The 25,571-nt window shown below is 71.0% G+C and carries 17 protein-coding genes and 1 pseudogene; 15 read left to right on the forward strand and 3 right to left on the reverse strand.

Annotated elements, in window-relative coordinates; genetic code table 11:
• The first annotated feature begins 6 nt into the window (after positions 1-6).
• Positions 7-2,307: an ABC transporter permease gene (locus tag GUY59_RS13335; protein ID WP_330849160.1), complete on the forward strand. Its 2,301-nt coding sequence runs from the start codon at positions 7-9 to the stop codon at positions 2,305-2,307.
• Here GUY59_RS13335 and treS read toward each other — a convergent pair.
• Both treS and GUY59_RS13345 read right to left on the reverse strand, forming a co-directional pair.
• The gene (gene treS / locus GUY59_RS13340; protein ID WP_138200032.1) at positions 2,294-4,030 is read right to left on the reverse strand and encodes a maltose alpha-D-glucosyltransferase; all 1,737 of its coding nucleotides are present in this window, start codon (positions 4,028-4,030) and stop codon (positions 2,294-2,296) included. The genes GUY59_RS13335 and treS overlap by 14 nt on opposite strands.
• 261 nt (positions 4,031-4,291) lie before the next feature.
• A complete protein-coding gene (locus tag GUY59_RS13345) occupies positions 4,292-5,926 on the reverse strand; it encodes an asparagine synthase C-terminal domain-containing protein (protein WP_138200033.1) in 1,635 nt (544 codons plus the stop codon).
• A 74-nt stretch (positions 5,927-6,000) separates the two neighbouring features.
• Here GUY59_RS13345 and GUY59_RS13350 point away from each other — a divergent pair, with 74 nt between their 5' ends.
• The 6 genes from GUY59_RS13350 to GUY59_RS13375 all read left to right on the forward strand — a co-directional run bounded on the left by GUY59_RS13350 (position 6,001) and on the right by GUY59_RS13375 (position 14,194).
• The gene (locus GUY59_RS13350; RefSeq protein WP_201760817.1) at positions 6,001-7,848 is read left to right on the forward strand and encodes a hypothetical protein; all 1,848 of its coding nucleotides are present in this window, start codon (positions 6,001-6,003) and stop codon (positions 7,846-7,848) included.
• Positions 7,849-7,858: 10 nt separating this feature from the next.
• Positions 7,859-8,482: an anticodon-binding protein gene (locus GUY59_RS13355; RefSeq protein ID WP_138200034.1), complete on the forward strand. Its 624-nt coding sequence runs from the start codon at positions 7,859-7,861 to the stop codon at positions 8,480-8,482.
• A 125-nt stretch (positions 8,483-8,607) separates the two neighbouring features.
• Positions 8,608-9,993, forward strand: a complete 1,386-nt coding sequence (lysA, locus tag GUY59_RS13360) for a diaminopimelate decarboxylase (protein ID WP_138200035.1) — start codon at positions 8,608-8,610, stop codon at positions 9,991-9,993.
• A complete protein-coding gene (locus GUY59_RS13365; RefSeq protein ID WP_289513560.1) occupies positions 9,990-11,279 on the forward strand; it encodes a homoserine dehydrogenase in 1,290 nt (429 codons plus the stop codon). Before lysA ends, GUY59_RS13365 begins: the two co-directional genes overlap by 4 nt.
• Before the next feature lie 156 nt (positions 11,280-11,435).
• Positions 11,436-12,527 (forward strand): glycosyltransferase family 2 protein, encoded by a 1,092-nt coding sequence (locus GUY59_RS13370; RefSeq protein ID WP_138200036.1) that lies wholly within the window; start codon positions 11,436-11,438, stop codon positions 12,525-12,527.
• A complete protein-coding gene (locus tag GUY59_RS13375) occupies positions 12,524-14,194 on the forward strand; it encodes a glycosyltransferase (RefSeq protein WP_138200037.1) in 1,671 nt (556 codons plus the stop codon). Before GUY59_RS13370 ends, GUY59_RS13375 begins: the two co-directional genes overlap by 4 nt.
• Before the next feature lie 34 nt (positions 14,195-14,228).
• On the opposite strand, the gene GUY59_RS13380 is transcribed toward GUY59_RS13375, so the two are convergent.
• Positions 14,229-15,707, reverse strand: coding sequence for a glycosyltransferase (locus tag GUY59_RS13380; protein ID WP_138200038.1), 1,479 nt, complete (start codon positions 15,705-15,707; stop codon positions 14,229-14,231).
• Positions 15,708-15,889: 182 nt separating this feature from the next.
• Here GUY59_RS13380 and thrC point away from each other — a divergent pair, with 182 nt between their 5' ends.
• The 8 genes and pseudogenes from thrC to GUY59_RS13420 form a co-directional block, all read left to right on the forward strand.
• Positions 15,890-16,948 carry a threonine synthase gene (gene thrC, locus GUY59_RS13385; RefSeq protein WP_132334088.1) on the forward strand — a complete coding sequence of 353 codons (1,059 nt, stop codon included), beginning with the start codon at positions 15,890-15,892 and terminating at the stop codon, positions 16,946-16,948.
• A gap of 54 nt (positions 16,949-17,002) precedes the next feature.
• The gene (gene thrB, locus GUY59_RS13390; RefSeq protein WP_138200039.1) at positions 17,003-17,914 is read left to right on the forward strand and encodes a homoserine kinase; all 912 of its coding nucleotides are present in this window, start codon (positions 17,003-17,005) and stop codon (positions 17,912-17,914) included.
• Between the two features lie 457 nt (positions 17,915-18,371).
• A complete protein-coding gene (gene rho, locus GUY59_RS13395; RefSeq protein WP_138200040.1) occupies positions 18,372-20,420 on the forward strand; it encodes a transcription termination factor Rho in 2,049 nt (682 codons plus the stop codon).
• A 213-nt stretch (positions 20,421-20,633) separates the two neighbouring features.
• Entirely contained in the window at positions 20,634-20,852 is a 219-nt protein-coding gene (gene rpmE, locus GUY59_RS13400; protein WP_138200041.1) for a 50S ribosomal protein L31, read from the forward strand.
• Between the two features lie 87 nt (positions 20,853-20,939).
• Positions 20,940-21,992 carry a peptide chain release factor 1 gene (gene prfA / locus GUY59_RS13405; RefSeq protein WP_138200042.1) on the forward strand — a complete coding sequence of 351 codons (1,053 nt, stop codon included), beginning with the start codon at positions 20,940-20,942 and terminating at the stop codon, positions 21,990-21,992.
• Positions 21,989-22,843 (forward strand): peptide chain release factor N(5)-glutamine methyltransferase, encoded by an 855-nt coding sequence (gene prmC / locus GUY59_RS13410; RefSeq protein WP_132334083.1) that lies wholly within the window; start codon positions 21,989-21,991, stop codon positions 22,841-22,843. The genes prfA and prmC overlap by 4 nt, the downstream gene beginning before the upstream one ends.
• A gap of 122 nt (positions 22,844-22,965) precedes the next feature.
• Positions 22,966-23,613, forward strand: coding sequence for an L-threonylcarbamoyladenylate synthase (locus tag GUY59_RS13415; RefSeq protein WP_161714524.1), 648 nt, complete (start codon positions 22,966-22,968; stop codon positions 23,611-23,613).
• A 175-nt stretch (positions 23,614-23,788) separates the two neighbouring features.
• Positions 23,789-25,571: pseudogene (locus GUY59_RS13420) on the forward strand (hypothetical protein); the annotation flags it as partial.

Consider the following 25,571-nt stretch of genomic DNA (forward strand, 5'->3'; position numbering starts at 1 on the left):
CGAACAGTGCGCGACGACGACGCGACCGGCGGTCGGCCGGTGAGCACCGCGCTGGCGGGCAGTCGGTGGATCAGGGCCGACCTGCGGGCCAGGAAGGCCCAGGCGGTGCTGACGGTGCTGGCCGTGGCCGGCATCGTGGCCGCGCTGATCACCGCGGCCACCCTGCTGGAGGACGGCACCAACCCGTGGCGGAGCCTGTCGGCCCAGACCGACGGCGCCCACGTGTGGTTCTACACCGGCGACAGCCCCGAGGTCGCCCTGGGGGGCATCGACGGCGTGACGCGGATCGCGGGCCCGTACCGCTCGGCGCCCGTGACCGTGGCCCAGGACGGCAAGCGGGAGCCCGCCGCGTTGCGCGCGATGCCGGAGACGCCGGCGCGGGTGGCGCACCCGCTGGTGGCCGACGGCGACTGGCTCGACCCCGCCCAGCCGGACGGCGTGGTCGTCGAGCGGTCGTTCGCGTCCTCGCTGCGGCTCGGGGTCGGGGCGCCCTTGACGATCATCGCGCTGAGCGGCGAGCGCCACACCCTGTACGTACGCGGCATCGCCGACACCGCCGAGCACGGCTTCTACCCCGAGTGGACGCCGGGCCTGGCCTACGTACTGCCCGTCACGCTCGACCGGATCGAGCCCATGCTGGGCCGCAGCGAGTGGGTGACCGGGCTGCGCCTGGCCGACCCCGAGGCCGCCCAGGTCGTCTCCCAGCGTGTGGTCGTCATGCTGGAGGAGCGGCTCCAGCGTGTCTACACCTGGCGGGAGGTGAGGGGCGCCATGGAGCTGGACAACCGGCTGCTCGGCACGCTGCTCGCGCTGTTCGGGGTGGTCGGGCTGGTGGCGGCGGCGCTCGCGCTGGCCAACGCGGCGGGTGGCCGGGTGCTCGGCCAGCTGCGCGACCTGGCCACGCTCAAGTCGATGGGCTTCACCAGGGGCCAGGTCACGCTGCTGCTGGTGGTCGAGCACGGCGCGCTCGGCCTGCTCGGGGTCGCGCTCGGCGCGGTGGCGGGCTGGGGGGTGATGGCCGTGATGCTCGGCCCGACCTCCGTGGCGCCGATGCCGGTGCTGGCCATCGTCGCGGGCACCGCGCTGGTGGTGCTGGCCGCGGTGGGGCTGCCCGCGTGGCGCGGCGGCCGCACGCCGCCGATCCCCGCGGCGCCCGCCTCGCCGCCGCGCGGCCACCTGTCGCGGCTGGCCAGGATGGCTCTCCTCGTACGCCTCCCACCGGCCCTCGTCCTCGGCACCAGGGACGCGTTCACGAGGCGGGTGCCGGCGTTCCTGACGGCGTTCGGGCTGGCCGTGCCGATGATGATGATCACGATCGGCCTCGGCGTGTGGGCCACGCTCGACAACTTCCTCAGCCATCCCGAGCAGGTCGGCCAGCACGCCGGCCTGTACGTCAGGCCGGGCAAGCTGGAGGCGTCGGAGGCCAGGCGCATCGCCGGGCGTGACAGGGACGTGGCCGCGGTCTATCCGGGCACCGACGTCAACGCCCTGGCGCCGGGGGAGGCGCGTTCGGTGCGGGTGCGGGCCATCGGCAGCTCGACGCAGCCCTACCCGTTCCCCGTGGTGGAGGGCCGCAGCTATGCCCGCCAGGGCGAGGCCGTCGCCGGGCAGGGCCTGCTCGACCTGCTCGGCATCAAGATCGGCGACCGGGTGCGGCTGACGGTGGGCGGCTCGCCGCTGATCGTCAGGATCGTCGGCAGGACCGTCGAGCCGGACCAGGACGGCGTGGTGCTGTCGGTGGGGCTGGACAGCCTGGCCGCCAAGGACTCCGTACCGCCGGAATACTACGCACTCGCGCTCAAACCAGGCACCGACCGGGCGGAGGTGCGGGGGCGGCTGCTGGCGGAGTCGGCCGAGGGCCTGGACGTGCAGGCCGTGGTCAACCCGGCGGACCGCCTGTCGATCATCAGGGTCGTGATCGTGGCCCTGATCGCCGTGCTGGCCCTGATCGGCCTGGCCAACCTGCTCACCGCGAGCGCGCTGGGCCTGCGTGACCATGCCTTGGACCTGGCCGTGCTGAAGGCCATGGGCCTGACGCCGCGGCAGGTCATGGCCACGCTCGTGACGGGCACCGGGCTGCTGGTGGTGCTCGGCGTCGGCGCGGGCGCCGCCGTCGGCGCCTCCGTCGTGACCTGGCTGATCGACCTGCAGGGTCACACCAGCGGCGTGGGCGCCGGCATCGGCCGGCCGCCCTCGCCGCTGACGCTGGCCGTGGCCGTGCTGATCGCCGTGGGCACGGCCCTGGCGGTGGCGCTGATCCCCGCCCGCCGCGCGGCCCGTGCCCAGGTGCCGGTCACCGCGCGCTGACGGGTTCGCTCACCGAGCCCGCCCGCGCCGACTCCTCCCGCTTCAGCGCGAACCAGTAGAACCCGTGGCCCGGCAGCGTGAGCAGGTAGGGCAGCTCGCCGATCGGCGGGAATCGCACCCCGCCGCGCGCCTCGACGGGGACCATGCCCTCGAAGCGGCGCAGGTCGAGCTCGACCGGCTGCGGGAACTTCGACAGGTTGTTGACGCACAACATCGCGTCGTCGCGGTCCTCGCGCACGTAGGTGAGCACGGACGGGTTCGAGGACCACATCTCGGTGTACGCCCCGACCCCGAACACCGGGTGCCTGCGCCTGATCTCCAGCATCTTGCGGGTGAAGTGCAGCAGTGAGCCCTCATGGCGCTGCTGGGCCTCCACGTTGACCGCCTGGAAGCCGTAGATCGGGTCCATGACCGCGGGCAGGTAGAGGCGTCCTGGGTCGGCGTTGGAGAACCCGGCGTTGCGGTCGGGGCTCCACTGCATCGGCGTACGGACCGAGTCGCGGTCCTCCAGCCAGATGTTGTCGCCCATGCCGATCTCGTCGCCGTAATAGATGACCGGCGAGCCCGGCAGGCTGAGCAGCAGCGCCGTGAACAGTTCGATGCGGTCCCTGTCGTTGTCGAGCAGCGGGGCGAGGCGGCGCCGGATGCCGAGGTAGGCCCGCATGCGCGGGTCCTTGGCATATTCCTTGTGCATGTAGTCGCGTTCTTCCTCGGTCACCGTCTCGAGCGTGAGCTCGTCGTGGTTGCGCAGGAAGATGCCCCACTGGGCGGACTCGGGAAGCTTCGGCGTGAGCGACATGATCTCGGAGATCGGCTCGCGGGTCTCCTTCTTCACCGCCATGTAGATGCGCGGCATCAGCGGGAAGTGGAAGGCCATGTGGCACTCGTCGCCGCCGGTGGTCGGGTCGCCGAAGTATTCGACGACGTCCTCGGGCCAGCCGTTGGCCTCGGCCAGGAGCACCCGGTCGGGGTAGAGCCGGTCGATCTCCGCGCGGATCTTCTTCAGGTAGGCGTGCGTCTCCGGCAGCCCGGCGCACGCCGTGCCCTCGCGCTCGAACAGGTAGGGCACCGCGTCCAGCCGGAACCCGTCGATGCCCAGGTCGAGCCAGAACCGCAGGACCTCCAGCATCGCCTCCTGCACCGCCGGGTTGTCATAGTTCAGGTCCGGCTGGTGGTGGAAGAAGCGGTGCCAGTAGTACTGCTTGCGCACCGGGTCGTAGGTCCAGTTGGACTCCTCGGCGCCGACGAAGATGATCGGCGCGTCGGGATAGGCGCCGGGGTGGTCGGACCACACGTAGAAGTCGCCGTACGGACCTTCGGGGTCGTGCCGGGAGGCCTGGAACCAGGGGTGCCGATCGCTCGTGTGGTTCATCACCAGGTCGGTGATGATCCGCAGGCCGCGCTCGTGGGCCCGCTCGATCAGCTGGACGAAATCGCCCAGATCCCCGAAGTCCGGGAGGATCTTCATATAATCCGAAATATCGTAACCGCCGTCGCGCAGCGGCGACTCGTACAGCGGCAGCAGCCACAGACAGTCCACGCCCAGCCACTCGAGATAGCCCAGCTTCTCGATGAGACCGCGCAGGTCGCCGGTGCCGTCGCCGTTGGAGTCCTTGAACCCCCGGACGAGGACCTCGTAGAACACCGCCCGCTTGTACCAGGCTGGATCCTCCGAGACGAACGCCTCGGAGATCGGCTCCGGTGTTGGGGATGCGTTGATCATATGTCGCTCACAGGAAGAGATGTGGGCAGGACGAAGTCACCGGTTGCCCCGGCGTTCTTATCTGGTGACCGCGCCGCCTGGAGTCGTCATCCCTGCGAACTCCATGCCCATGAACGAGACCGGATTTGTGATCTGGTGCCCGTTTGTGCGGCGCTTACGGGCCGAACACTACCAGCCCGTTGGCTTTCCGGAACCCGCTTCTGCTGTGCCGGGTTCATACCCGAGAGATCCGTATGTAATCACCCTGTTACCCAGAGTTCACTAAAAAGGTGGTGCGACGTCCGAGAGGTCGTTTTCGAAGTCGCTCAGCCAGAGCCCGAAAAGCACCAATCCGCGCACCCAAAAGCGATCGTTCCACCCGTTGAACCTGGTCAGCGCGTCAGGGCCGCCCGCGATCACCTCGTGCAGCTCATCCGACAGCAGACCGGGGACCCGGTTCACCAGAGTCTCCAGCATCCCGTGCGAATAATTTCGGGCAGGAGCGGCCGTCGACCGCAGCGGCACCCGCCGCAGCGGCTGCTTGACGACGTTGGTCGAGGGCAGCGCGGCCACCCGCGGATTGGCTGCGTGGAGCACCTCGCGGTAGAAGCGGCCCTTGTCCTTGCGGGCCACGCCGACCGACAGCGCCGCGTCGAAGAAGCGGGGATGGATGAACGGCGCCGCGAACGACGCCTCGGGCCCCACCAGGTTGACCGCCGAGCGCGCGATGCCCCGCACGGTCCTGGTGTGCAGCACCGACAGCGGCAACTCGGCCCGGTGCCCGTGGAGCATGGACGTGGCCGCCACGAACTGCTCGCGTACGGTCTCTTCCATCCACTCCGCCGCCGACTTGGACAGGAACGGCTGCGAGGGAGCGCCCAGCGACAACGACCTCAGCACGGCGGCCGAGCGCTCGGCCTGGGTCCTCGCCTCCAAAGCGGCCCCGCTGACCATGAAGTTCTTCAGCAGCGGCCCGCCCGCCAGGCCGTCGATCAGGATGCGGCCCGAGCGGTGCACCTCCTTGGCGAAGGGGGCGTACCAGGCGTGGTGGGGCGTCAGGTATTCCAGCCTGCGGGCCACGTCGACCGTGTCGGCCGGGTAGTCGGCGGCGTCCTGCGTGATCACCCGGTGCGGGATGCCCAGCTCCCTGGTGATCGATCGGGCGAACGCGATGTCGGTGTCGGTGCCGTCGTCGGGGCTGGTCGTCCACGACTCGACGTCGGCACCGCGGGCCTTGGCCACGCTCGCCAGCAGGCGCGAGTCGTAGCCGCCGCTGACCGGCACGAGCAGCGGGCGCCCTTCGTAGCCGGCGTAGACCTCGTGCAGCAGCTCGACGATCTCCCGCGGGCTGATCCACGCTTCGTACGGCTCGGTGCGCAACCAGCGCGGCAGCCGGCGCTCCACCATCGGCCGGTCGTGCTCGAACACCAGCGCGCTCGACCCGGGCAGGCGCTTGACCTCGGTGTACGGGGTCGCCTCGCCCATCGGGAACGTCACCTGGATGATCGAGGCCCACGCCGCCCAGTCGATCGCGATCGGCACCAGGTTGAGCAGCGGCTGGATCAGGGACGAGAAGTAGACCGCGTCGCCGTGGCGCACGTAGTAGACGTCGACCAGGCCCAGCGCCCCCGTGTGCAGCGTCACCCGCCGGCCGTCGCCGATCAGGCCCGGTGTCTCGTACGTCTCCGCGACCGTCATCCAGTCGTCGGGAGCCGCGGGCCTGCGCTCACCCCAGGAGAACGCGAACGACCCCTGGGACCGGTGGTAGGGCGGCAGCGGCGTGGAGCTGAACAGCGCGGCCTCGGCCGTCTGGAGCGCCGGCCGGACCTTGGGGCCCGCGGCGGTCAGTTTGCCGAGCATGGCGGTGTCGATCCGGCCGAGAGCGCCGCATACGTAGGGCCGCACGTTGAACTGCACCGGATCTCATCCCTTCGAGACGCTTCCTGCAGAAGAGTATCCTTTGCCGGGCCGAGAGAGCGGAGGGCCGGTTTTTGTCTACTGAGCTGGAGAGCACGCGGAGGGCGCTGCGGGACGCCGTGGCACAGGCCGAGCGCGCCGCCGAGCTGGCGAGGCTGCTGGACGCCGCCCAGTCCAAGCTGGCGGCGGCCGAACAGAGCACCGAGGAGGCCAGGGTGCTGGCCGAGCAGCTGAGCGAGGCCGAGCAACGGCTGGAGGCCGAGCAGGCGGCGGCCGACAAGCTCCGCAGGGAGCTGGCCGAGCAGCGCTTCCAGGCCGAGGTGGCCAACTGGAAACTGTCCTCGATCAAGGTCGCGCGCTGGAACCGGCTCGGCGACGCCATAAAGAGCGGCAAGAGCAACCCCGTGCGCCTGGCCAAGGGCCTCAGAGGCGCCGCCAAGCCGGTCAAGCGGCCGACCGCGCCCAAGCGCAGGCCCGTCGCCGGCGCGGGCAAGGCCAAGGACGAGCGCCCGGGGGCGGCGTTCCAGGCCACCAGCACCACCAGGACGCTCAACGGCGCCTCCTTCAAACTCAAGCCGTTCCGCGTGCCGACCGGCCCCAACACGCGGCCCCACCTGACGGCCGCGGTCATCGCCGACCCCCACGCCGAGGCGCTGCTGCGCTACGAGTGGCGGCAGACGACGGGCTTCACACCGCGCGACTTCGCCAGGCTGCTCCCGCTGGAGGTGCCCCACCTGCTCGTGGTCGAGTCGGTCACGCAGGGCCCGTGGGCTGAGGAGATCACCGGCGAGCCGGGCGACGGGCTCAGGGCGCTGCTGGCCTGGTGCGCCGAGCGCGGCATCCGCACGGTCTTCTGGCACACCGGGGGCGACGTGGCCGCCTACGCCGCGGCGGCCGAGCTGTTCGAGCACCGCTTCACGACCGACCTGACCGTGGCCTGGCCGCGGCTGCAGTTCGGGGTGCAGCCCCGGGTGCACAATCCGCTGCCGCTCGCCGGCGGGCGCATCGACCGGGTGCTCACGCTCGACCAGCTCCTGCCCGGCCACCTGGCCTACCCCGACGTGCTGACCTCCTACCGCTGGCCGGCCGCGGCCGACTGCCCGCCGGGCACGCCCCAGTGGCGGCTGGCCGAGATCGCCGCCTGCGGCACTCCCATCGGCGACGAACCCGACGCGCGGCGGGCGCACGTGGCGCTGCGCAGGGCGTACCAGATGGGCACGATGACCGAGCGCATCGACGAGCTGCTCGACGCGATCGGCCTGCCCAGCGCCCGCGCCACCCTCAACACCTCCGTCCTGCTGCCCATACTCGACCCCTACCTGATGGAGCACGCGCTGGCCCAGGCCGCCAAGCAGTCGGGCGTCGACCAGCTCATCGTCATCGGGCCGCCGGAGGCCGAGCTGCGGGCCCGCGACGTGCTGCCCGACGTGGACGTGATCTACCGCAGGCCGCAGCCGTCGATGACGGAGGGCGCGATGCTCAACTCCGGCATCGACCTGTGCGAGGCGGACCTGGTGGCGGTCATGGATCCGCGGGACGTCTACGGCGCCCACTACCTGTCCGACCTGCGGCGGGCGTTCCTGTTCAGCACCGCCGACATCGTCGGCAAGGCCGCCTACTACGCCCACCTGCGCAAGCCGCAGGCCACGCTGCTCAAGCAGCCGGACGCCGAATACTCCTACCTGCCCGAGATCGCCGGAGCGACCCTGCTCGCGCGCAGGAACACGCTGCGCGAGCTGCGCTTCGCCGACCTCACCGACGGATGGGACGAGGTGCTGATGCGGCAGTGCCGCACCGACGGGATCAAGGTGTTCTCGGCCGACCGCTTCGGCTACGTGCGCGTACGCGACGAGGACCGCTGGCTGCTGGGCGCCGCCCACCTGGTCGAGTACGGCTCCGCCGAGCCGCACGCCCTCATCTGAGCCGGCCCCCATGACGCCCGGGGAGCTGGCCGAGGTGCTGGGGGAGCCGCCGGCGCCCGAGGGGACGTGGGAGCGGGAGGCCGCGTACGTCTCGGCCGCCGCGCTGAGGCGGCGGGTCCCGGCCGCGACGCTCGCCGGCCGGGTGCGCCGGCTCGGCGGGGTGTCGTCCGTGGAGGTGCGGGAGGACGGTCTCCTGCGGATCGTCGTGGACGTGCCGGGCGAGCTGGTCGAGTCGGTGGAGCCGCCGGACGTCCCCGAGCCGGGATGGCCCGACTTCCCGCGCTCTTGGGACAACCCCGGTTTCGTGGTGCGGTACGGGCGTGCGCGGGCGTGCGCGGTGCGGCGGTGGGCGCGCCAGCTGGGGGTGCCCTCGCACGGCTTCGCCCCCGGGCTGCTGTCCGGCCCGTACGACCGGCGGGTGCTGCGGGTGCTGGCCGAGCTGCCGGGGCGGCTGGTCAGCAGGGACCCGAGGTGGGAGACGTACCTGGTGCGGCTGGCGCTGGCCTATCACGACGCGCACGAGCACGCGCCCGCCGTGCCGGTGGGGGACGCTCCGGCGGAGCCCGTGCACACGGCGCGGGTGCGGCTGGCGGAGGCGGTGGGCAGGGTGCTCACCGGACCGGATCGGTTGTGATGGCTCACAAAAATATCCGGCCAAACGGCGAAATGGCGTAAAAATATCCCTCCCCAGGCGTGATCCCGTCTCGATCCGTGGTCACGAGTCCTGGGAGGGCTGGCGGTTCCGATAGCCTCGATCGGGTGAGTCGATACGTCCATCCCGCCGGGGACCGCCACGCCGAGATGATGCCCCACGAGCGCCCGCCGCTGGCGCCCGCCGACATCAACCGCATCAACCCCGCGATCTGGTCCCGAACGTCGGCGCGCGCCCCGCAGGGCGCGCTCACCGTCGGCGGCGTGGACGTCCGCGACCTGGCCCGCGACCACGGCACCCCGCTCTACGTCCTCGACGAGGACGACGTGCGCTCGCGCATGCGCGACTACGCCACGGCGTTCGCCGACTCCGACGTCCACTACGCCGGCAAGGCGTTCCTGTGCAAGGAGATCGTGCGCTGGCTGCACGACGAGGGCCTCGGCCTCGACGTGGCCAGCGGCGGCGAGCTGGCCGTCGCGCTGAGCGCCGGATTCCCGCCCGGCCGCATCACCATGCACGGCAACAACAAGTCCGCCGCCGAGCTGACCAGGGCTCTGGAGGCCGGCGTCGGGCACATCGTGGTCGACTCGTTCGAGGAGATCGCCCGCCTCGGCTACCACGCCGAGCGGCTCGGCAAGCGGCCCAAGGTGATGGTCAGGGTGACCACCGGGGTCGAGGCGCACACCCACGAGTTCATCGCGACGGCCCACGACGACCAGAAGTTCGGATTGTCGCTCAACTCCGGCGCCGCCGCTGAGGCCGTACGCCGCATCCTCGCGCTGCCGCAGCTCCAACTCGTCGGGCTGCACTCGCACATCGGCTCCCAGATCGTCGACACCGCCGGGTTCGAGGTGGCGGCGCGCCGGCTGACCACCCTGCTCGTGCAGATCAAGGATGAGCACGGCGTGGTGCTGCCCGAGCTCGACCTGGGCGGCGGCTACGGCATCGCCTACATCGACGGCGACGAGGCGCCCGACATCAAGGAGTTGGCCGACGGCCTGCGCGAGATCGTCACCAAGGTCTGCGTCGACGCGGGCCTGCCCGTGCCGCGCCTCACGGTCGAGCCCGGGCGCACGATCGTCGGCCCCGGCGGCATCACCCTCTACGAGGTCGGCACCGTCAAGGACGTCGAGGGCCTGCGCACCTACGTGAGCATCGACGGCGGCATGAGCGACAACGTGCGCACGGCGCTCTACGGCGCCGAATACACCGCCGTGCTGGCCAGCCGCGAGAGCCAGGCCCAGCCCGTGCTCAGCCGCCTGGTCGGCAAGCACTGCGAGAGCGGCGACATCATCGTGCGCGACTGCCACCTGCCCGCCGACCTCGCCCCCGGCGACCTGATCGCGGTGGCGGCGACCGGCGCCTACTGCCGTTCGCTGGCCAGCAACTACAACTACCTGCCCAGACCCGCCGTGGTGGCCGTGTCGCGCGGCGAGTGCCGCGTGATCGTGCAAGGTGAGACCGAGGACGACCTGTTGAGGGGGCAGCTGTGAAACCGCTGAAAGTGGCGCTGCTGGGCTGTGGCGTCGTCGGCTCGCAGGTCATCAGGCTCATGCACGAGCAGGCCGGCGACCTGGCCGCACGCATCGGCGCCCCGCTCGAACTGGCCGGCGTCGCCGTGCGGCGCCTGGGCCGCAAGCGCGACGTCGAGGTCGCCCCCGAGCTGTTCACCATCGACGCCGAGGCGCTGGTGACCCGCGACGACATCGACATCGTGGTCGAGGTCATCGGCGGCATCGAGCCGGCCCGCTCGCTGATCGTCGCCGCCCTGGCGGGCGGCAAGTCGGTGGTGACCGCCAACAAGGCGCTGCTGGCCGAGGACGGCGCAAGCCTGTACGAAGCCGCCCGCCGCGGCAACGGCGACCTCTACTTCGAGGCCAGCGTGGCCGGCGCCATCCCGCTGCTGCGGCCGCTGCGCGAGTCGCTGGCGGGCGACCACGTCAAGCGGGTGCTGGGCATCGTCAACGGCACCACCAACTACATCCTCGACAAGATGGACACCACGGGCGCGTCCTTCACCGACGCCCTGGAGGAGGCGCAGACGCTCGGTTACGCCGAGGCCGACCCGACGGCCGACATCGAGGGCTTCGACGCCGCCGCCAAGGCCGCGATCCTCGCCGGGCTCGCCTACCACAGCCGCGTCACGGCCGCCGAGGTGCACCGCGAGGGCATCACCGAGATCACCGCCACCGACGTGGCCTCGGCCAAGGACATGGGCTACGTCATCAAGCTGCTGGCGATCTGCGCCCGCTCCGACGACGGGCGTTCCTTCGGGGTGCGGGTGCACCCGGCGATGATCCCCAGGTCGCATCCGCTGGCCGGGGTGCGCGAGGCGTACAACGCGGTCTTCGTGGAGGCCGAGTCGGCGGGGCAGCTCATGTTCTACGGCAAGGGCGCGGGCGGGGCGCCGACGGCCTCCGCGGTGCTCGGCGACCTCGTGGCCGTGGCCCGCAACCGCCTGGCCGGCACGCGCGGGCCCGACGAGTCCACCTACGCCGACCTGGCGGTGCACCCGATGGGGGAGACCGTCACGCGCTGCCACGTGGCCCTCGACGTGGCCGACAAGCCCGGCGTGCTGGCGCGGGTGGCCGAGTTGTTCGCCAAGCACGACGTGTCCATCCAGACGGTGCGCCAGGAGGGCCACGGCGACGACGCCCAGCTCGTCATCGTCACGCACCGCGCCACCGACGCCGCGCTGTCGGCGACGATGGAGGGGCTGCGCGAGCTCGACATCGTCCGCGCGGTGGCCAGCCTCATGCGGGTGGAGGGCGACGACTAGCACGTCCGGGCACGCCGCACCGCGTCATCACGCGGTGCCAGCCTCACGGTGTCGCCAGAGATCGGCCGCCGATTTTGACAGGTTTGCCTAGCGATAGGTAGATCGGGCGTAAGGTAGGCGCCGACCGGGTCCCGAGCGTTCGAGGAGCGCCCTTCCATGTCCGCCACCCCACCCGCCGCCACCCCCGGCGGCTTCGCGCGCAAGCCGGAGAAGGGGCTGGGCCGCCTGCACTGGGCAGACGGGCAGTGGGCGGTCGACGGGCAGCCGCCCGACGTGCCGGGGCTGCGCCCGCTGCGCGGCCTGGAGGTCGAGTGGCCCGCCGCCGCCGTGCCGCTCGACGGCCTGCTGAGCCTGGCCGCCGCGGGCGTCCCGCTGACGGCCGAACGCGCCGAGCCCTGGGTGCCGGCCGGCCTCGCCGCGCTGCTCACCGACCGCGACTGGCTCCGCCACGCCGCCGACGGCACCGCGCGATCCCTCGCCGACCTGCGGCGGGAGGAGCACAGCGTACGCCTGCGCCGGCTGGCGCACCCGCTTCCGGCCCGCCCGAAGATCAGCATCGTCATGTCGAGCAAACGGTCCGGCCTGATCGGCGCCGCGCTCGCCCAGATGGAACGCCAGCGCGACGTCGAGGTGGAAGTGCTGCTGGGCCTGCACGGGATGGGGTTCGAGCAAGTGAGCGAGGCGGTCGAGGCGTGCTCGCTGCCGGTGAGGTGGATCGAGGCCGACGCCTCGGTGCCGTTCGGCGAGGTGCTCAACCGCACGGCCGCCCAGGCGAGCGGCGACCATCTGGCGAAGTGGGACGACGACGACTGGTACGGTCCCCGCCACTTGGCCGACCTGTTCATGGCGATGTCCTACACCGGCGCCGACGTGGTGGGCACGACCGCCGAGTTCTTCTACCTGGAGCCGCTGAAGGCGACGATCAGGCGTACGACGTTCGCGAGCGGGGCGCGTTATCCGAGCGAGGTGTGGTCCGATCACGTGGCCGGAGGAACGATCATGGTTTCTCTTGCAAAATTTGAGGAAATAGGGGGATTTCCTGCTGTGCCGCGTGCTGTCGATCTCGAGTTCCTGAAAGCCGCGCAGAAGGCAGGCGCGCGGATCTACCGTACCCACGGGCTGGGTTACGTCCTGCGCAGAGGGCTCAGCAGCGACCACACCTGGCAACTGCCGCTCGCCCACTTCCTCAAGGTCGCCGCCAACCAGTGGCGTGGCTTCCGCCCGAGCCTGCTGATGGAAGCCGCATGACGCCACCGAGGGACGCCGGCGGCACGCCCGCCCAGCGCACCTCCACCGGCCGGGTGAGGGTGCGTGGCAACGACTACCGGGTGCTCGGCCCTCCCGAGCTCCTCACTCCGCAGCTCACGGTCAGCGTGGTCATCCCCGCCTACGGCGGCCAGGGCAAGCTCGACCTGGTGCTGCAGGGGTTGGCGCGGCAGAGCTACCCCGCGGAGCTGACCGAGATCATCGTCGTCGACAACGGCACCTCGCCCCCGCTGCGCCTGCCCGGGGGCACGGCGGCCCGCCTGGTCGTCTGCGACAAGCCGGGCAGGGCCGCCGCCCGCAACGCCGGGCTCGCCGAGGCCACCGGCGACGTGATCCACTGGCTCGACTCCGACGTGGTCCTCACGCAAGGCGCGATCGAGGCGCACATGCGCTGGCACCACGCCGCCCCCTACGTCGTCGTGACCGGCTACATCAGATTCACCGAGGCCCCACTGCCCGAGGTGCTGCCTGACGATCCGGAGGCGGCGTTCGAGCCGGCCGAGCCGCACGCCTGGATCGTCGACCTGGTGGAGCGCACCGACGGGCTCACCGCCGACCCGCAGCGCCCGTTCAGCCTGCACGTCGGCGGCGCGACCTCCGTCAACGCCCGCCTGGTCGCGGCGGCGGGCCCGATGGACGACGACCTGATCCTCGGCCAGGACACCGAACTGGGCTACCGCCTCGCCCAGGCGGGGGCGGTGTTCGTACCCGAGCCGCGGGCCCGCGCCTACCATCTCGGGCCGACCATGCGGATGCGCGACAAGCAGCCCATCGACCGGGTGAGCCACGCGTTCGTGGCCGACCGCATCCCGGCCTACCGCTGGTTGCGCGGCCATCCCGCGCGGCGGTGGAAGATCCCGTACATCAGCGTGGTGATGGACGGCACGGCCGGGTACGACACCGTGCGGCCCGCGGTGGACGCCCTGCTCGCCGGCACCGTCCCCGATCTGTCCGTGCTCCTCGTCGGCCCGTGGGAGCGGCTCGGCGGCGAACGCCGCGCGCCGCTGAAGGACCCCGACCTCGAACTGGTGCTGGTCCACGGCCACTACGCGCACGAACACCGGGTACGCCTGGCGTCCACCGAGCAGATCGACCCGTCCGTGCCCTTCGTGCTGCGGTTGCCGCCCGGCTGGGCGCCCGGCGAGGACACCGTCGCCCGCCTGCTCGACCTGGCCCGTGACGAGGGGCTCGGCCTGGTCAACGTCCTGCTGCACGAGTCGGCGGACGGCGTCGTCGCCGCCCGGCTCGAACGTACGTCGGCCTTCGCCAGGGCGCGCCTTGTGGCGGACCCGGACGAGGACCTCGACGACGCCGTGGACACCGTGTCGGGAGTCGCCTGGGTCGAGGGCGAGAGCTACGGCTTCACCACCGAGCCCGCGCCGCCGACCAGGCGGCGGGCCGCGTACAAGGCCCGCGTCGAGGCGCAGGCGGAGGTCGCCAGGCGCGCCGACGAGAACGAGCGGCTGCGGGCGCAGGTGGCGAAGTGGAAAGAGGAGTCGGGGCGCTGGCGCAAGAGCGCGGTCGAGCTGCGCCGCGAGGTCGGCACTCTGCGCCGCCAGATCGCCGCCGCCAACCGCGCCCAGCGAAGTCTGCGCGTGCTGGTGTCCACCACCATGAAGCGCGCCCTGCGCAAGCGCCTGGGCGGCTGACCACCGCGGGGGTCAGCCCCCGCCCCGCGTGCCGTCAGCCGGGGCGCAGGGCCGATTTCAGACGCCTGAGCAGGGTCTTCTCCGGCGGCTCCGTCGCCGTCACCTGGGCGGGGATGGTGACGGGCTCCGGCGCGGGCGGCACCGGCCAGTAGCGGTCGGGCGGCTCGTGGCGTACGCCGTGGGTGGTGCCGATGACGTCGTCGACGTCGGCGCCGTCGTCCGCGCCGTCGTCCGCCAGGAGCAGGGCGCGGCCGAGCGCCGAGGTGCGTTCGAGCCGGGCGGTCCGCCCGTCGGGGAGGTCCACGACCAGCACGCCCGCGAGGTCCTTCTGCACCGACTCGATCATGCGCTCTAGCGTCGCCCGGTGCAGCGGCACGTCCACGGGGCCCCGGTAGCGGAAGGGCGTCGGCGCGGGCGTCGGGGCGGCCTCGTCGATGAGGCGTACCCGCTCGTCGTGCGCGAACAGGTCACGCATCAGCCGCAGCTCGAAGTCGGGGTCGGACAACGTCGCGCGATGCTCGTCGTCCAGCCGCGACCACGGCCCGGCCAGCGTCACCACGACGTCCTGCAGCTTGCCGTCCAGCGCCGCCGCCACCGCCCGCCGCACCACCGACTCGGCCGCGCCGGCCACGTCGAGCACGATCTCCACGTACGGCACCAGCCAGCGCCGCCCGCGGTCCTTGCGCAGGTCCCTGCGCAGCGGGATCCGGTGCGCCAGGTACGGCTCGACCGCCCGCACGGCGCGCTCCCTGTCACGATGTTGCGAGGGCAGGCCCAGGTGCACGGCCTGCGCCTCCATCTCTGGCACGAACACCACGCCGTACATCGCCAGCCGGTAGGAGAACTCGGTGTCCTCGCCACGCACCACGTTCGGGTCGAGGCCGCCCACGGCGTGGAAGACCTCCCTGGGCAGCGCGAAGGTCGGCCCCGTGCACACATGGTAGGGATTGCGGCTCTTGCGCAGCCCGTCGGTCTTCGCGATCGTCGCCTCGGTGGAGCTGGGCAGGGCCTCGGCCAGATCGAACACCTCGTGCAGGCGCCGCGCCGTGAAGACCTGGCGCGGCGTCACCGGCGGCGTGTCGACGAACTTCTTCATCCCGATGCTGACCAGGTAGTCGGTCGCGTGGTGCCAGCGGGCCATGGCCTCGATGTGCTCGCGGCAGGCCACCATGTCGGCGTCGAGCCGCTGGATGATCTCGCCGTCGGCGGCCTTGACGCCGGTGTTGACGGCGTTGGAGATGCCCCACCCGTCGCGTACACGGACGACGCGGGTGTTGACCGGCCTGAGCTCGGGCAGCCGGATCGGCGGATCGCTGCCGTCGTCGACGACCAGGACCTCCATGAGGTGATCCGGGTACGTCTGCGCGGCCAGCGCCGCCAGCGTCAGTTCGAGCCCCTGGCCGCCGTGAGCCGGTATCACCACGCTCACGGACAGGTCGGGTGACCAGGCGCCGAGCTGCGGAACCGCTACTGGTGAATAGTCGTTCTGCCTCAGAGCAGGACGCGCGTTCATGGTGGTGACCCCCTGGCCGAGACCTTATCGGGAGATGCTGAGAATTTCCTGAATAGTGCCCCTGTCCAACGGCTGTTCCGGGCAGGGGTACGGGACCCGCGTCCGTCCTGTGGACGCGGCTCCGCGACGGTCGTTCGCACCCCGTACACTCTGTGCCGAACACCGCAGGTAGGGAGTCCATCATGAGCAGGTCGTGGCGCGGTCTCATCGAGGAATACCGCGAGCGTCTTCCCGTGACCACGAAGACGCCCGTCGTCACGCTGCTCGAAGGCGGCACGCCGCTGGTGCCCGCGCACCGCGTCTCCGCCCTGACAGGGTGCGACGTCCATCTCAAGGTCGAGGGCGCCAACCCGACCGGCAGCTTCAAGGACCGCGGCATGACCGTGGCCATCAGCAAAGCCGTCGAAGAGGGCGCCAAGGCGGTCATCTGCGCCTCCACCGGCAACACCTCGGCGTCGGCCGCGGCCTACGCCGTGCGCGCCGGGCTGACCTGCGCCGTGCTGGTGCCACGGGGGAAGATCGCCATGGGCAAGCTGGCCCAGGCGCTCGTGCACGGCGCCACGCTGCTGCAGGTAGAGGGGTCGTTCGACGACTGTCTCGAGATGACCCGCAAGCTGTCGTCCAACTACCCGATCGCGCTGGTCAACTCCGTCAACCCGTACCGGCTGCAGGGGCAGAAGACGGCGGCGTTCGAGATCGTCGACGCCCTGGGCGACGCCCCCGACGTGCACTGCATCCCGGTGGGCAACGCCGGCAACATCTCGGCCTATTGGATGGGTTACCGCGAATACGCCGACGACGGGGTGGCCACCAAGCGGCCCCGCATGCTCGGCTTCCAGGCCAGCGGGGCGGCGCCCATCGTGGAGGGGGCGCCCGTCTCCCACCCGCACACGATCGCCACCGCCATCCGCATCGGCAACCCGGCGTCCTGGTCGCTGGCCACCTCGGCCCGTGACGAGTCCGGCGGAGCCATCCAGGCGGTGACCGACCGGCAGATCGCGGCGGCGTACAAACTGCTGGCGCAGGAAGAGGGCGTGTTCGTCGAGCTGGCGTCGGCGGCCAGCGTGGCGGGCCTGCTGCAGGCGCACGAGCAGGGCATGGTCGAGCCCGGGCAGCGGATCGTCTGCACGGTCACGGGCAACGGCTTGAAAGACCCCGACTGGGCCATCTCGGGCGCGCCCGCGCCCGTGGTGATCCCCATCGACGTACACGCCGCGGCGGCGGCGCTCAACCTCGCCTGACGTCACGCAGGGGCGGCGGGGACCACGGGGGAAGTGAGGAATCATGAGGGAAACGTGAGCAGCACCGTTCAGATCCGCGTGCCCGCCACATCGGCCAACCTGGGGCCGGGCTACGACGCGCTCGGGTTGGCACTGAGCCTGTACGACGAGGTCGAGGTCACGCTCACCGCCGAGCCGGAGGTCACCGTCACCGTGGAGGGCGAGGGCGCCGGGGAGGTCGATCTCGGCGAGGGCCACCTGGTCGTCAGGGCCATGCGCACGGCGTTCGCCCGCATGGGCGGGCCCCAGCCGGCCGGGATCCGCATGCGGTGCCGCAACGCGATTCCGCACGCGCGCGGGCTCGGGTCGTCGTCGGCGGCCGTGTGCGCGGGCATCCTCGCCGCGCGGGCGTTGTCCGGCGCCGCGGAATTCTCTGACGACGACGTCTTCGCGCTGGCCACCGAGATGGAGGGCCATCCCGACAACGTCGCTCCCTGCCTGGCCGGAGGGCTGACCGTGGCCTGGTACGAGCACACGGGCGTGCCGCGTATGGTGAAAGTGACTCCCGACGAGCGCATCCGCCCGGTGGTCGTGGTCCCGTCGACCCGGCTGTCCACGGAGGCGGCACGGGAGCTGTTGCCGAAGGACGTGCCCCACAAGGACGCCTCCTTCAACGCCGGCAGGGCCGCGTTGCTGATCGCCGCGCTGACCCGACGGCCCGAGCGGGAGATTCTGCTCGCCGCGACAGAAGATCGGCTCCACCAGCCTTACCGCGCGCCTGCCATGCCGGAGAGCGCGCATCTGGTAGAACGTCTGCGTGCGGTGGGTGTGCCCGCGGTCGTTTCGGGAGCGGGTCCCGCGGTTCTTGCGTTTTCTGCATCGGATTCGCAGGATTTGATCGCGCCAGAAGTGGGTAATGACTGGCACATCCAGCAAATGGACGTCGACCCGGTTGGTGCGAACGTTCAGTTCCCCGAGACACGCTGATGCCTCTTTAGACCTTCAGGGAATAGCCGTGTGCGCTGGTGATGTTAGGCTGATAGCCGCACCAGATGCCCCCTTGGTGGGTGCGTGCTTGTCAGCCACACATCGCTGCATCATGCTTCACGTCGCGAGGCGTGAGCAGCGCGGCTGTCTCCCCGGAATCCGTTGCCTCCGGTTGGCCCACACCCGGTTGGCTCAACGTGAGGTGGCGACGACGGGGACCTGCGCGTTCGAATCATCTCGACATCTGGTTGGCGACAGCAATCTGGGGGGTGTCAGCCACGCGCCACGGTCCTGTGGCGGCCTGGACGAGCCCCTCCCCAAGAGTGGCGGCCGTCTCCAGCGACAGCCGAAGATCGCAGAGTGCACCCCGACCCGGTCTGTCCCGCCGGATCGCAAGCACCTCCGGGACGCCCGGCAGAACAAAACCGGCGCCCGACCCCTGGGAAGGACCTTTTAGTTGAGCGACACCACCGAACTCCTCTCCGACGCATCAGGCGCTGAGCCAGCGTCCGGCGACACCCCCACCCGCGCCCCGGCCAAGCCGCGTGCGCGTCGCTCCGGCACCGGCCTGTCCGCCAAGGTGCTGCCCGAGCTGCAGAAGATGGCGGCCGAGCTGGGCATCAGCGGGACCGGACGCATGCGGAAGAGCCAGCTCATCGCGGCCATCCAGGAGAAGCAGGGTGGCGGTTCCGGAGAAGGCGCATCGGCTCCCGCAGCCGCGTCCGAGGCTTCCGCCTCGGCCCCGGCGGAGACGGCGCCCGCCGCGGAGCGGCCCACGCGGACGCGCAGAGAGCGGTCGCGCAAGACCGCGGAAGAGCCCGCCCCGCAGGCCGCCGCCGCGGAGGCCGCGGCCGCGAGCGCCGCGAGCCCCGTGGCCTCCTCCGCGCCCGAGCCTGTCGCCGCCCCGGCCGAGCCGGTCGTCGAGCAGCAGCAGGCGCAGCCCGTGGAAGCCGGCCAGAACGACACACGTCCCGAGCGTTCCGAGCGCGGCGAGAGCCGTCGCGAGCGCCGCAGCCGGGGTGAGCGGCGTGACCGCGGTGACCGCGGTGACCGCGGTGACCGCGGTGACCGCGGTGACCGTGGAGACCGCGGAGACCGCGGAGACCGCAACGACCGATCCGGAGGCGACCGCTCCGAGAGCGGCCGCGACGGGGGTCGTGACGGCCGTGACGGCCGTGACGGGCGCGACGGCGGCCGTGGCGACCAGCGCGGCACCGACTTGGGCAACCGCAACGACCAGCGCAACGACCAGCGCGGCGGCGACGACGACGAGCGTGGCGGGCGCGGACGCAGGGGCCGCTTCAGGGAGCGCAACCGTGGCCGTGGCCGCGACCGCTTCGACAGCGGCGAGCCGGTCATCGGCGACGACGACGTGCTCATCCCGATCGCCGGCATCCTCGACATCCTCGACAACTACGCGTTCGTCAGGACCAGCGGCTACCTGCCCGGCAGCAACGACGTCTACGTCTCGCTCGCCCAGATCCGCCGCAACGGCCTGCGCAAGGGCGACGTCATCACCGGCGCCGTGCGCCAGCCCCGCGAGGGCGAGCGGCGCGAGAAGTTCAACGCTCTGGTCCGCCTCGACACCGTCAACGGCATGGACCCCGAGCAGGCCCGCAACCGGCCCGACTTCAACAAGCTGACGCCGCTCTACCCGCAGGAACGCCTGCGCCTGGAGACCGAGCACAACATCCTGACCACGCGGATCATCGACCTCGTGTCGCCGATCGGCAAGGGCCAGCGCGGTCTCATCGTCTCGCCGCCCAAGGCCGGCAAGACGATGGTGCTGCAGTCCATCGCCAACGCGATCACCCGCAACAACCCCGAGTGCCACCTGATGGTCGTGCTCGTGGACGAGCGGCCTGAAGAGGTCACCGACATGCAGCGGTCGGTCAAGGGCGAGGTCATCCACTCGACCTTCGACCGTCCCGCCGAAGACCACACCACGGTCGCCGAGCTCGCCATCGAGCGGGCCAAGCGCCTGGTCGAGCTGGGCCATGACGTGGTCGTCCTGCTCGACTCGATCACCCGCCTCGGCCGTGCCTACAACCTGGCGGCCCCGGCGTCCGGTCGCATCCTGTCGGGCGGTGTCGACTCCACCGCCCTCTACCCGCCCAAGCGCTTCTTCGGCGCCGCCCGCAACATCGAGAACGGCGGCTCGCTGACGATCCTCGCCACGGCCCTGGTCGAGACCGGGTCCAAGATGGACGAGGTCATCTTCGAGGAGTTCAAGGGCACCGGCAACATGGAGCTCAAGCTCAACCGCTCCCTGGCCGACAAGCGCATCTTCCCCGCGGTCGACGTCGACGCGTCCGGCACGCGCAAGGAAGAGATCCTCATGGCCAAGGAAGAGCTCCAGATCGTCTGGAAGCTGCGCCGGGTGCTGCACGCGCTCGACATGCAGCAGGCGCTCGAGCTGCTCCTGGAGAAGATGAAGGAGACCAAGTCCAACGCGGAGTTCCTGCTGCAGGTCCAGAAGACCACGGTGAGCAACGACCGCGACTGACGGGCTTCGTCGCGTGAGAGAGGCGGCCGGGGGTTCCCCGCCGCCTCTTTCGGCGTTCCCGCCGGAGGGCGGAGGCCTGGTCGCAAAGATCGGGAATGCCTGATGGCCTGGGATGGTTGCACGATCTGGCACACTGGTAGCTGACCATTTTGCGGTTCCGGTTCACGCCATGCGTTCAAGGCGACCCGGCGGCCGCAGCCCGAAAGGACAGCGATGAAGCGCGACATCCACCCCGAATACCACGTGACGCAGGTGACCTGTTCCTGCGGTAACACGTTTTCCACGCGAAGCACCGCGAAGAACGGCGTGATCCACGCCGACGTGTGCTCCGCCTGCCACCCGTTCTACACGGGCAAGCAGAAGATCCTCGACACCGGCGGCCGAGTGGCTCGCTTCGAGAAGCGCTTCGGCAAGAAGGCCGCGGGCAAATAGCTTCACCGACGCCGGCCCGGACGCACCCCGGTGCGCCGGGTCGGCGTTGTCGGTTGCGACGCCCCCACCCACGACGAAGGACGCACGGTGAATCTCGACGAGTTGCTCAAGGAGTATTCCGAGCTGGAGTCGCAGCTCGGAGATCCCGCCGTGCACGCCGACCAGCACAAGGCCCGCACCCTCGGCAGGCGCTACGCCCAGCTCACGCCGATCATCGGCACCTACCGCGAGCTCGAGTCGGTCCGCGAAGACCTGACCGCCGCCAAAGAGCTGGCCGGCGAGGACGAGACGTTCGCCTCCGAGGCGGCAGAGCTCGAAGAGCGCGTCCCCCAGTTGGAGGATCGGCTCAGGCACCTGCTCATCCCGCGTGATCCCAACGATGACAAGGACATCATCATGGAGATCAAGGCGGGCGAGGGCGGCGAGGAGTCCGCGCTGTTCGCGGGCGACCTGCTGCGCATGTATCTGCGCTACGCCGAGCGGCTCGGCTGGAAAACCGAGATCATCGACAGCCAGCCCTCCGACCTCGGGGGCTACAAGGACGTGACGGTCGGCATCAGGGCCAAGGGCGACGAGGGCGTGTGGTCCAGGCTGAAATACGAGGGCGGCGTGCACCGCGTGCAGCGGGTGCCCATCACCGAGTCCCAGGGCCGCATCCACACCAGCGCCGCGGGCGTGCTCGTCTACCCGGAGGCGGAGGAGGTCGACGTCGAGATCGACCCCAACGATCTGCGCATCGACGTCTATCGTTCCAGCGGCCCGGGCGGCCAGAGCGTCAACACCACCGACTCGGCGGTCCGCATCACCCACCTGCCGACCGGCGTCGTCGTCTCGTGCCAGAACGAGAAGAGCCAGCTGCAGAACAAAGAGTCGGCGCTGCGCATCCTGCGCGCGCGGCTGCTGGCCATCGCGCAGGAGGAGGCCGACGCCGCCGCCCAGGCCGAGCGCAAGTCGCAGGTCCGCACCGTCGACCGCTCCGAGCGCGTACGCACCTACAACTTCCCGGAAAACCGCATCTCCGACCACCGCGTCGGCTTCAAGGCGTATAACCTCGACCAGGTTCTCGACGGTGAGCTCAACGCCGTCACCCAGGCCCTCATCGACGCCGAGATGGCGGAGAAGCTCGCACAACACTCATGACATTTCTGCTGGACGAGATCGCCCTTGCCACTGCCCGGCTGGCCGAGGCAGGAGTTCCCTCACCGCGCACAGACGCTGAGGAGATCGCGGCGTTCGTCCACGGCGTGCGCAGGAGCGAGCTCCACACGGTCAGAGACTCCGACTTCGACGCCCTGTTCTGGGAGGGCGTCGCGAGGCGCGAGGCCCGCGAGCCGCTGCAGCACATCACCGGCCACGCCTACTTCCGCTACCTGGAGCTGGCGGTCGGGCCCGGCGTGTTCGTGCCACGGCCGGAGACCGAGGTGATGGCCGGCTGGGCCATCGAGACGCTGCGCGCGATGGACGTCACCGCGCCCCTGGTGGTCGACCTGGGCACCGGCTCGGGCGCGATCGCGCTCTCCATCGCCCAGGAGGTGGCGCTGTCCGAGGTCCACGCCGTCGAGGTCGACCCGGGGGCGTACACCTGGGCCAAGCGCAACATCTCCGAGCACGGTCAGGGCCGCACCCACCTGCACCCGGAAGACCTCGCCGAGGCGCTGCCCGAACTCAACGGCAAGGCCGACCTCGTCATCTCCAACCCTCCCTACATCCCGCCCGGTGCGATCCCGCGCGACCCCGAGGTGCGCGACTACGACCCGACCCGGGCTCTGTTCGGCTCGGGCGACGACGGGCTCGGCGAGGTGCGCGCGGTGGAGCGCACGGCCCGCCGCCTGCTGCGTCCCGGCGGCTGGGTGGCCGTCGAGCACGCCGACGAGCAGGGCAGGGCCGTCTACCTGACGTTCCCCGAGGACAACGGCTGGCGTGACGTACGCCTGCGCCAGGATCTCACCAGACGAGACCGCTTCGTCACGGCCCGCCTGGGCCAGGACTAGGATGCACGCCAGCGGCCCGACCTTCTCCCGCACGACGAGAGAGAGCGAAGCCACCGAACGAGTTGAGGGGAGGAGGCCTCGGAAGCGCCGCTCTTAGCCGAGCGGAGCGAGGCGACACCACCGTGGGAAAACGTTATGTCTGCTCCGACCTCGAGCAGCGGACCGAAGGGCTGACTGAGGCGGCGGCCGCCGTACGCCGCGGCGAGCTCGTGGTGCTGCCGACCGACACCGTCTACGGCATCGGCGCCGACGCCTTCACCCCGTCGGCGGTCACCGAGCTGCTCGACGCCACGGGCCGGGGCCGTGACATGCCGCCGCCGGTGCTGGTGGGCACTGTCAGGGCTGCCACGGCGCTCATAGACGACCTGGGGCCTTACGGGCAGGACCTGATAGACGCGTTCTGGCCGGGGCCGCTCACGATCGTCTGCAAGGCCAACAGGGCCCTTTCGTGGGATCTCGGCGAGACCAAGGGCACCGTGGCCGTCCGCATGCCGCTCCACCCGGTCGCGCTCGACCTGCTCAAGGAGACCGGGCCGATGGCCGTCTCCAGCGCCAACCGCTCCGGCGCGCCCGCCGCCACCACGGCCGAGGAGGCCGAGGAGCAGCTCGGCGAGTCGGTCGCGGTCTATCTCGACGCCGGCAAGACCACCGACCAGACACCCTCCACCATCCTCGACCTCACCACGGCCGTGCCCAGGATGTTGCGGCGAGGGGCGATCCGGGTGGAGAAACTGCGCGGCATCATCGGCTACGTCGCCACCGACGACTGACGTATACCGGCTGCTTATTCCGGCTGCGGCGGCGGCCCGGCCAAATTACGGTGAGGCGCGGAGCGGCTGCCATCGAGAAACCTGCCCATCAGACTGCCGCCCCGCTGTCGTTCCCGGCCACTGCCGCGGCGGCAGTCCGTGTGGCGGGTTTCTCATCAGACGTCGGGAGTGGCCCATGGGCAAGTTCGACGGCATGGATCCCAAGCTGGTCCGTGACCTGCTGGCCGAGGCGAAACACGCGGCCTCGCAGATGCGCAAGGTCGAGGACCAGGTCCGGCTCACCATGAGCCGAGCCGGGCTGTCCACCCAGACCACCCACCGGCCGGCCATGATCGCCGACGCGGTCGACGACATGGTCAAGGACGTCAACGTCCGGCTCGGGGTGCTGGAGAAGCGGGCCGACCCGCCCGGGATGGGCTCGGGCGCGACCGACGATCCCAAGGGGGTGCGGGGGGATCGGGAACGGTACGAGAACCCGCGCGCCGACGACAAACCCGATCAGGTGCCGCCGAAGAAGACCGACGATCCGCCGAAGAGTGGTGACGCGCCGCCGAAGAAGGGGGATGCGCCGCCGAGGTCTTCTGATGACCCGCCCAAGAGCGGTGACGCGCCGCCGAAGACGGGCGACGACCCGAAGGCCGACCAGGACAGAGGCGACGGTAAGGGCGACACCGACGTTCCCAAGAAGGATGACGGGAAGACGTGCGAAGAGCCTCGTACCGGTGAAGAGCCCCGGACAGGGGACGGCGCGAGGGCCGGTGATCAGCCCGTCGGCCAGCCCAAGGACGACGAGCTGGACAGCAGGCGCGATCGCGGCGCCGAGCCCGAGACCGGTACAAGAGACGACCCGTCCGACGCCCCGCCCCAGGACGGGCAGGATGTGAACAAACCGCAGGTCGTGGTGGTCGACGGGGTCAAGGTGCTGCAGGTGCCGCTCGACCCGCCCACCGCCGAGCAACTCGAAGACCTGCTGGAGAACACCGACAAGGTGGCTCCTGCGGAGATGCCCCGGCTGCCGGCCGACAACACCACCACCGGCTCCAACATCAACGCATGGGCGAACGACGGCAGCGACGTGGTGTCCGTCGGCACGACCCCGCCCGGCCAGGACGCGCTGAGGACCGTGGTGGAGCAGCACCGCGACATCCCGCCGCACAATATGCCGGGAGTCGAGGTTCCGGCGGGCGAGTACGGCAGGGGCGAGTGGGCCGAACGCGACATCCGCCCGGACGGTCCGGCAGGCTCCATCGACCCCGGCCGTCCCAGCACGGGCGACGGCACCTGCACCCCCGGCACCGAGGGGACCCCGGGCGGCACGGGCGATCGAGCGCCCGGTGACCAGGGTGACCGTGGAGCCGGGGACAGGGATGCCGGTGATCGGGGTGATCCTGGGACGGGGAGCAGGGATACCGGCGATCAGGGTGACCGTGGGGCCGGGGATCAGGGTGGCCGTGGGAAGCAGGGTGAACCGGTCACGATTCCGCCGACGGCTCCCTCGGTCGAGCCGTCCGCCGGCGGTTCCACCGATACGTCGGCGACGACGGCCGTCGCCGACCTCGGCCACGCGACGGAGCGGGGTGACGGGACGACGACCGTGTACGGTGCGGATCCGCGTCACGTAGACGGCGACGGTCCGGCCTACACGGTGCAGATCGCCTACGGCACCGAGCCGCCCTATGGCACCGGAACCCCCTACAACACCGGTTCTCCCTACGGCACCGGATCTCCTTACGGCACCGAACCTCCCTACAGCACCGAGCCTCCCCGCACCGAGACCGCTGACAGAACCGAGTCCGGGCAGCGGCCCGGCGGTGGCGCGACGGCGGGGACGGGGGACGGCGGGGATGTGGTCTCCGTGGACGTCACCCCGCCGAACCCGGACGCGCTCAGGACGGTCATCGAGCACCACAGGGACATCCAGCCCGCCGACATGCCCTCCGTCGAGGTCCCGCCGGGTG

The organism is Nonomuraea sp. K271, from assembly GCF_009908215.1.
Taxonomy (GTDB): domain Bacteria; phylum Actinomycetota; class Actinomycetes; order Streptosporangiales; family Streptosporangiaceae; genus Nonomuraea; species Nonomuraea longispora.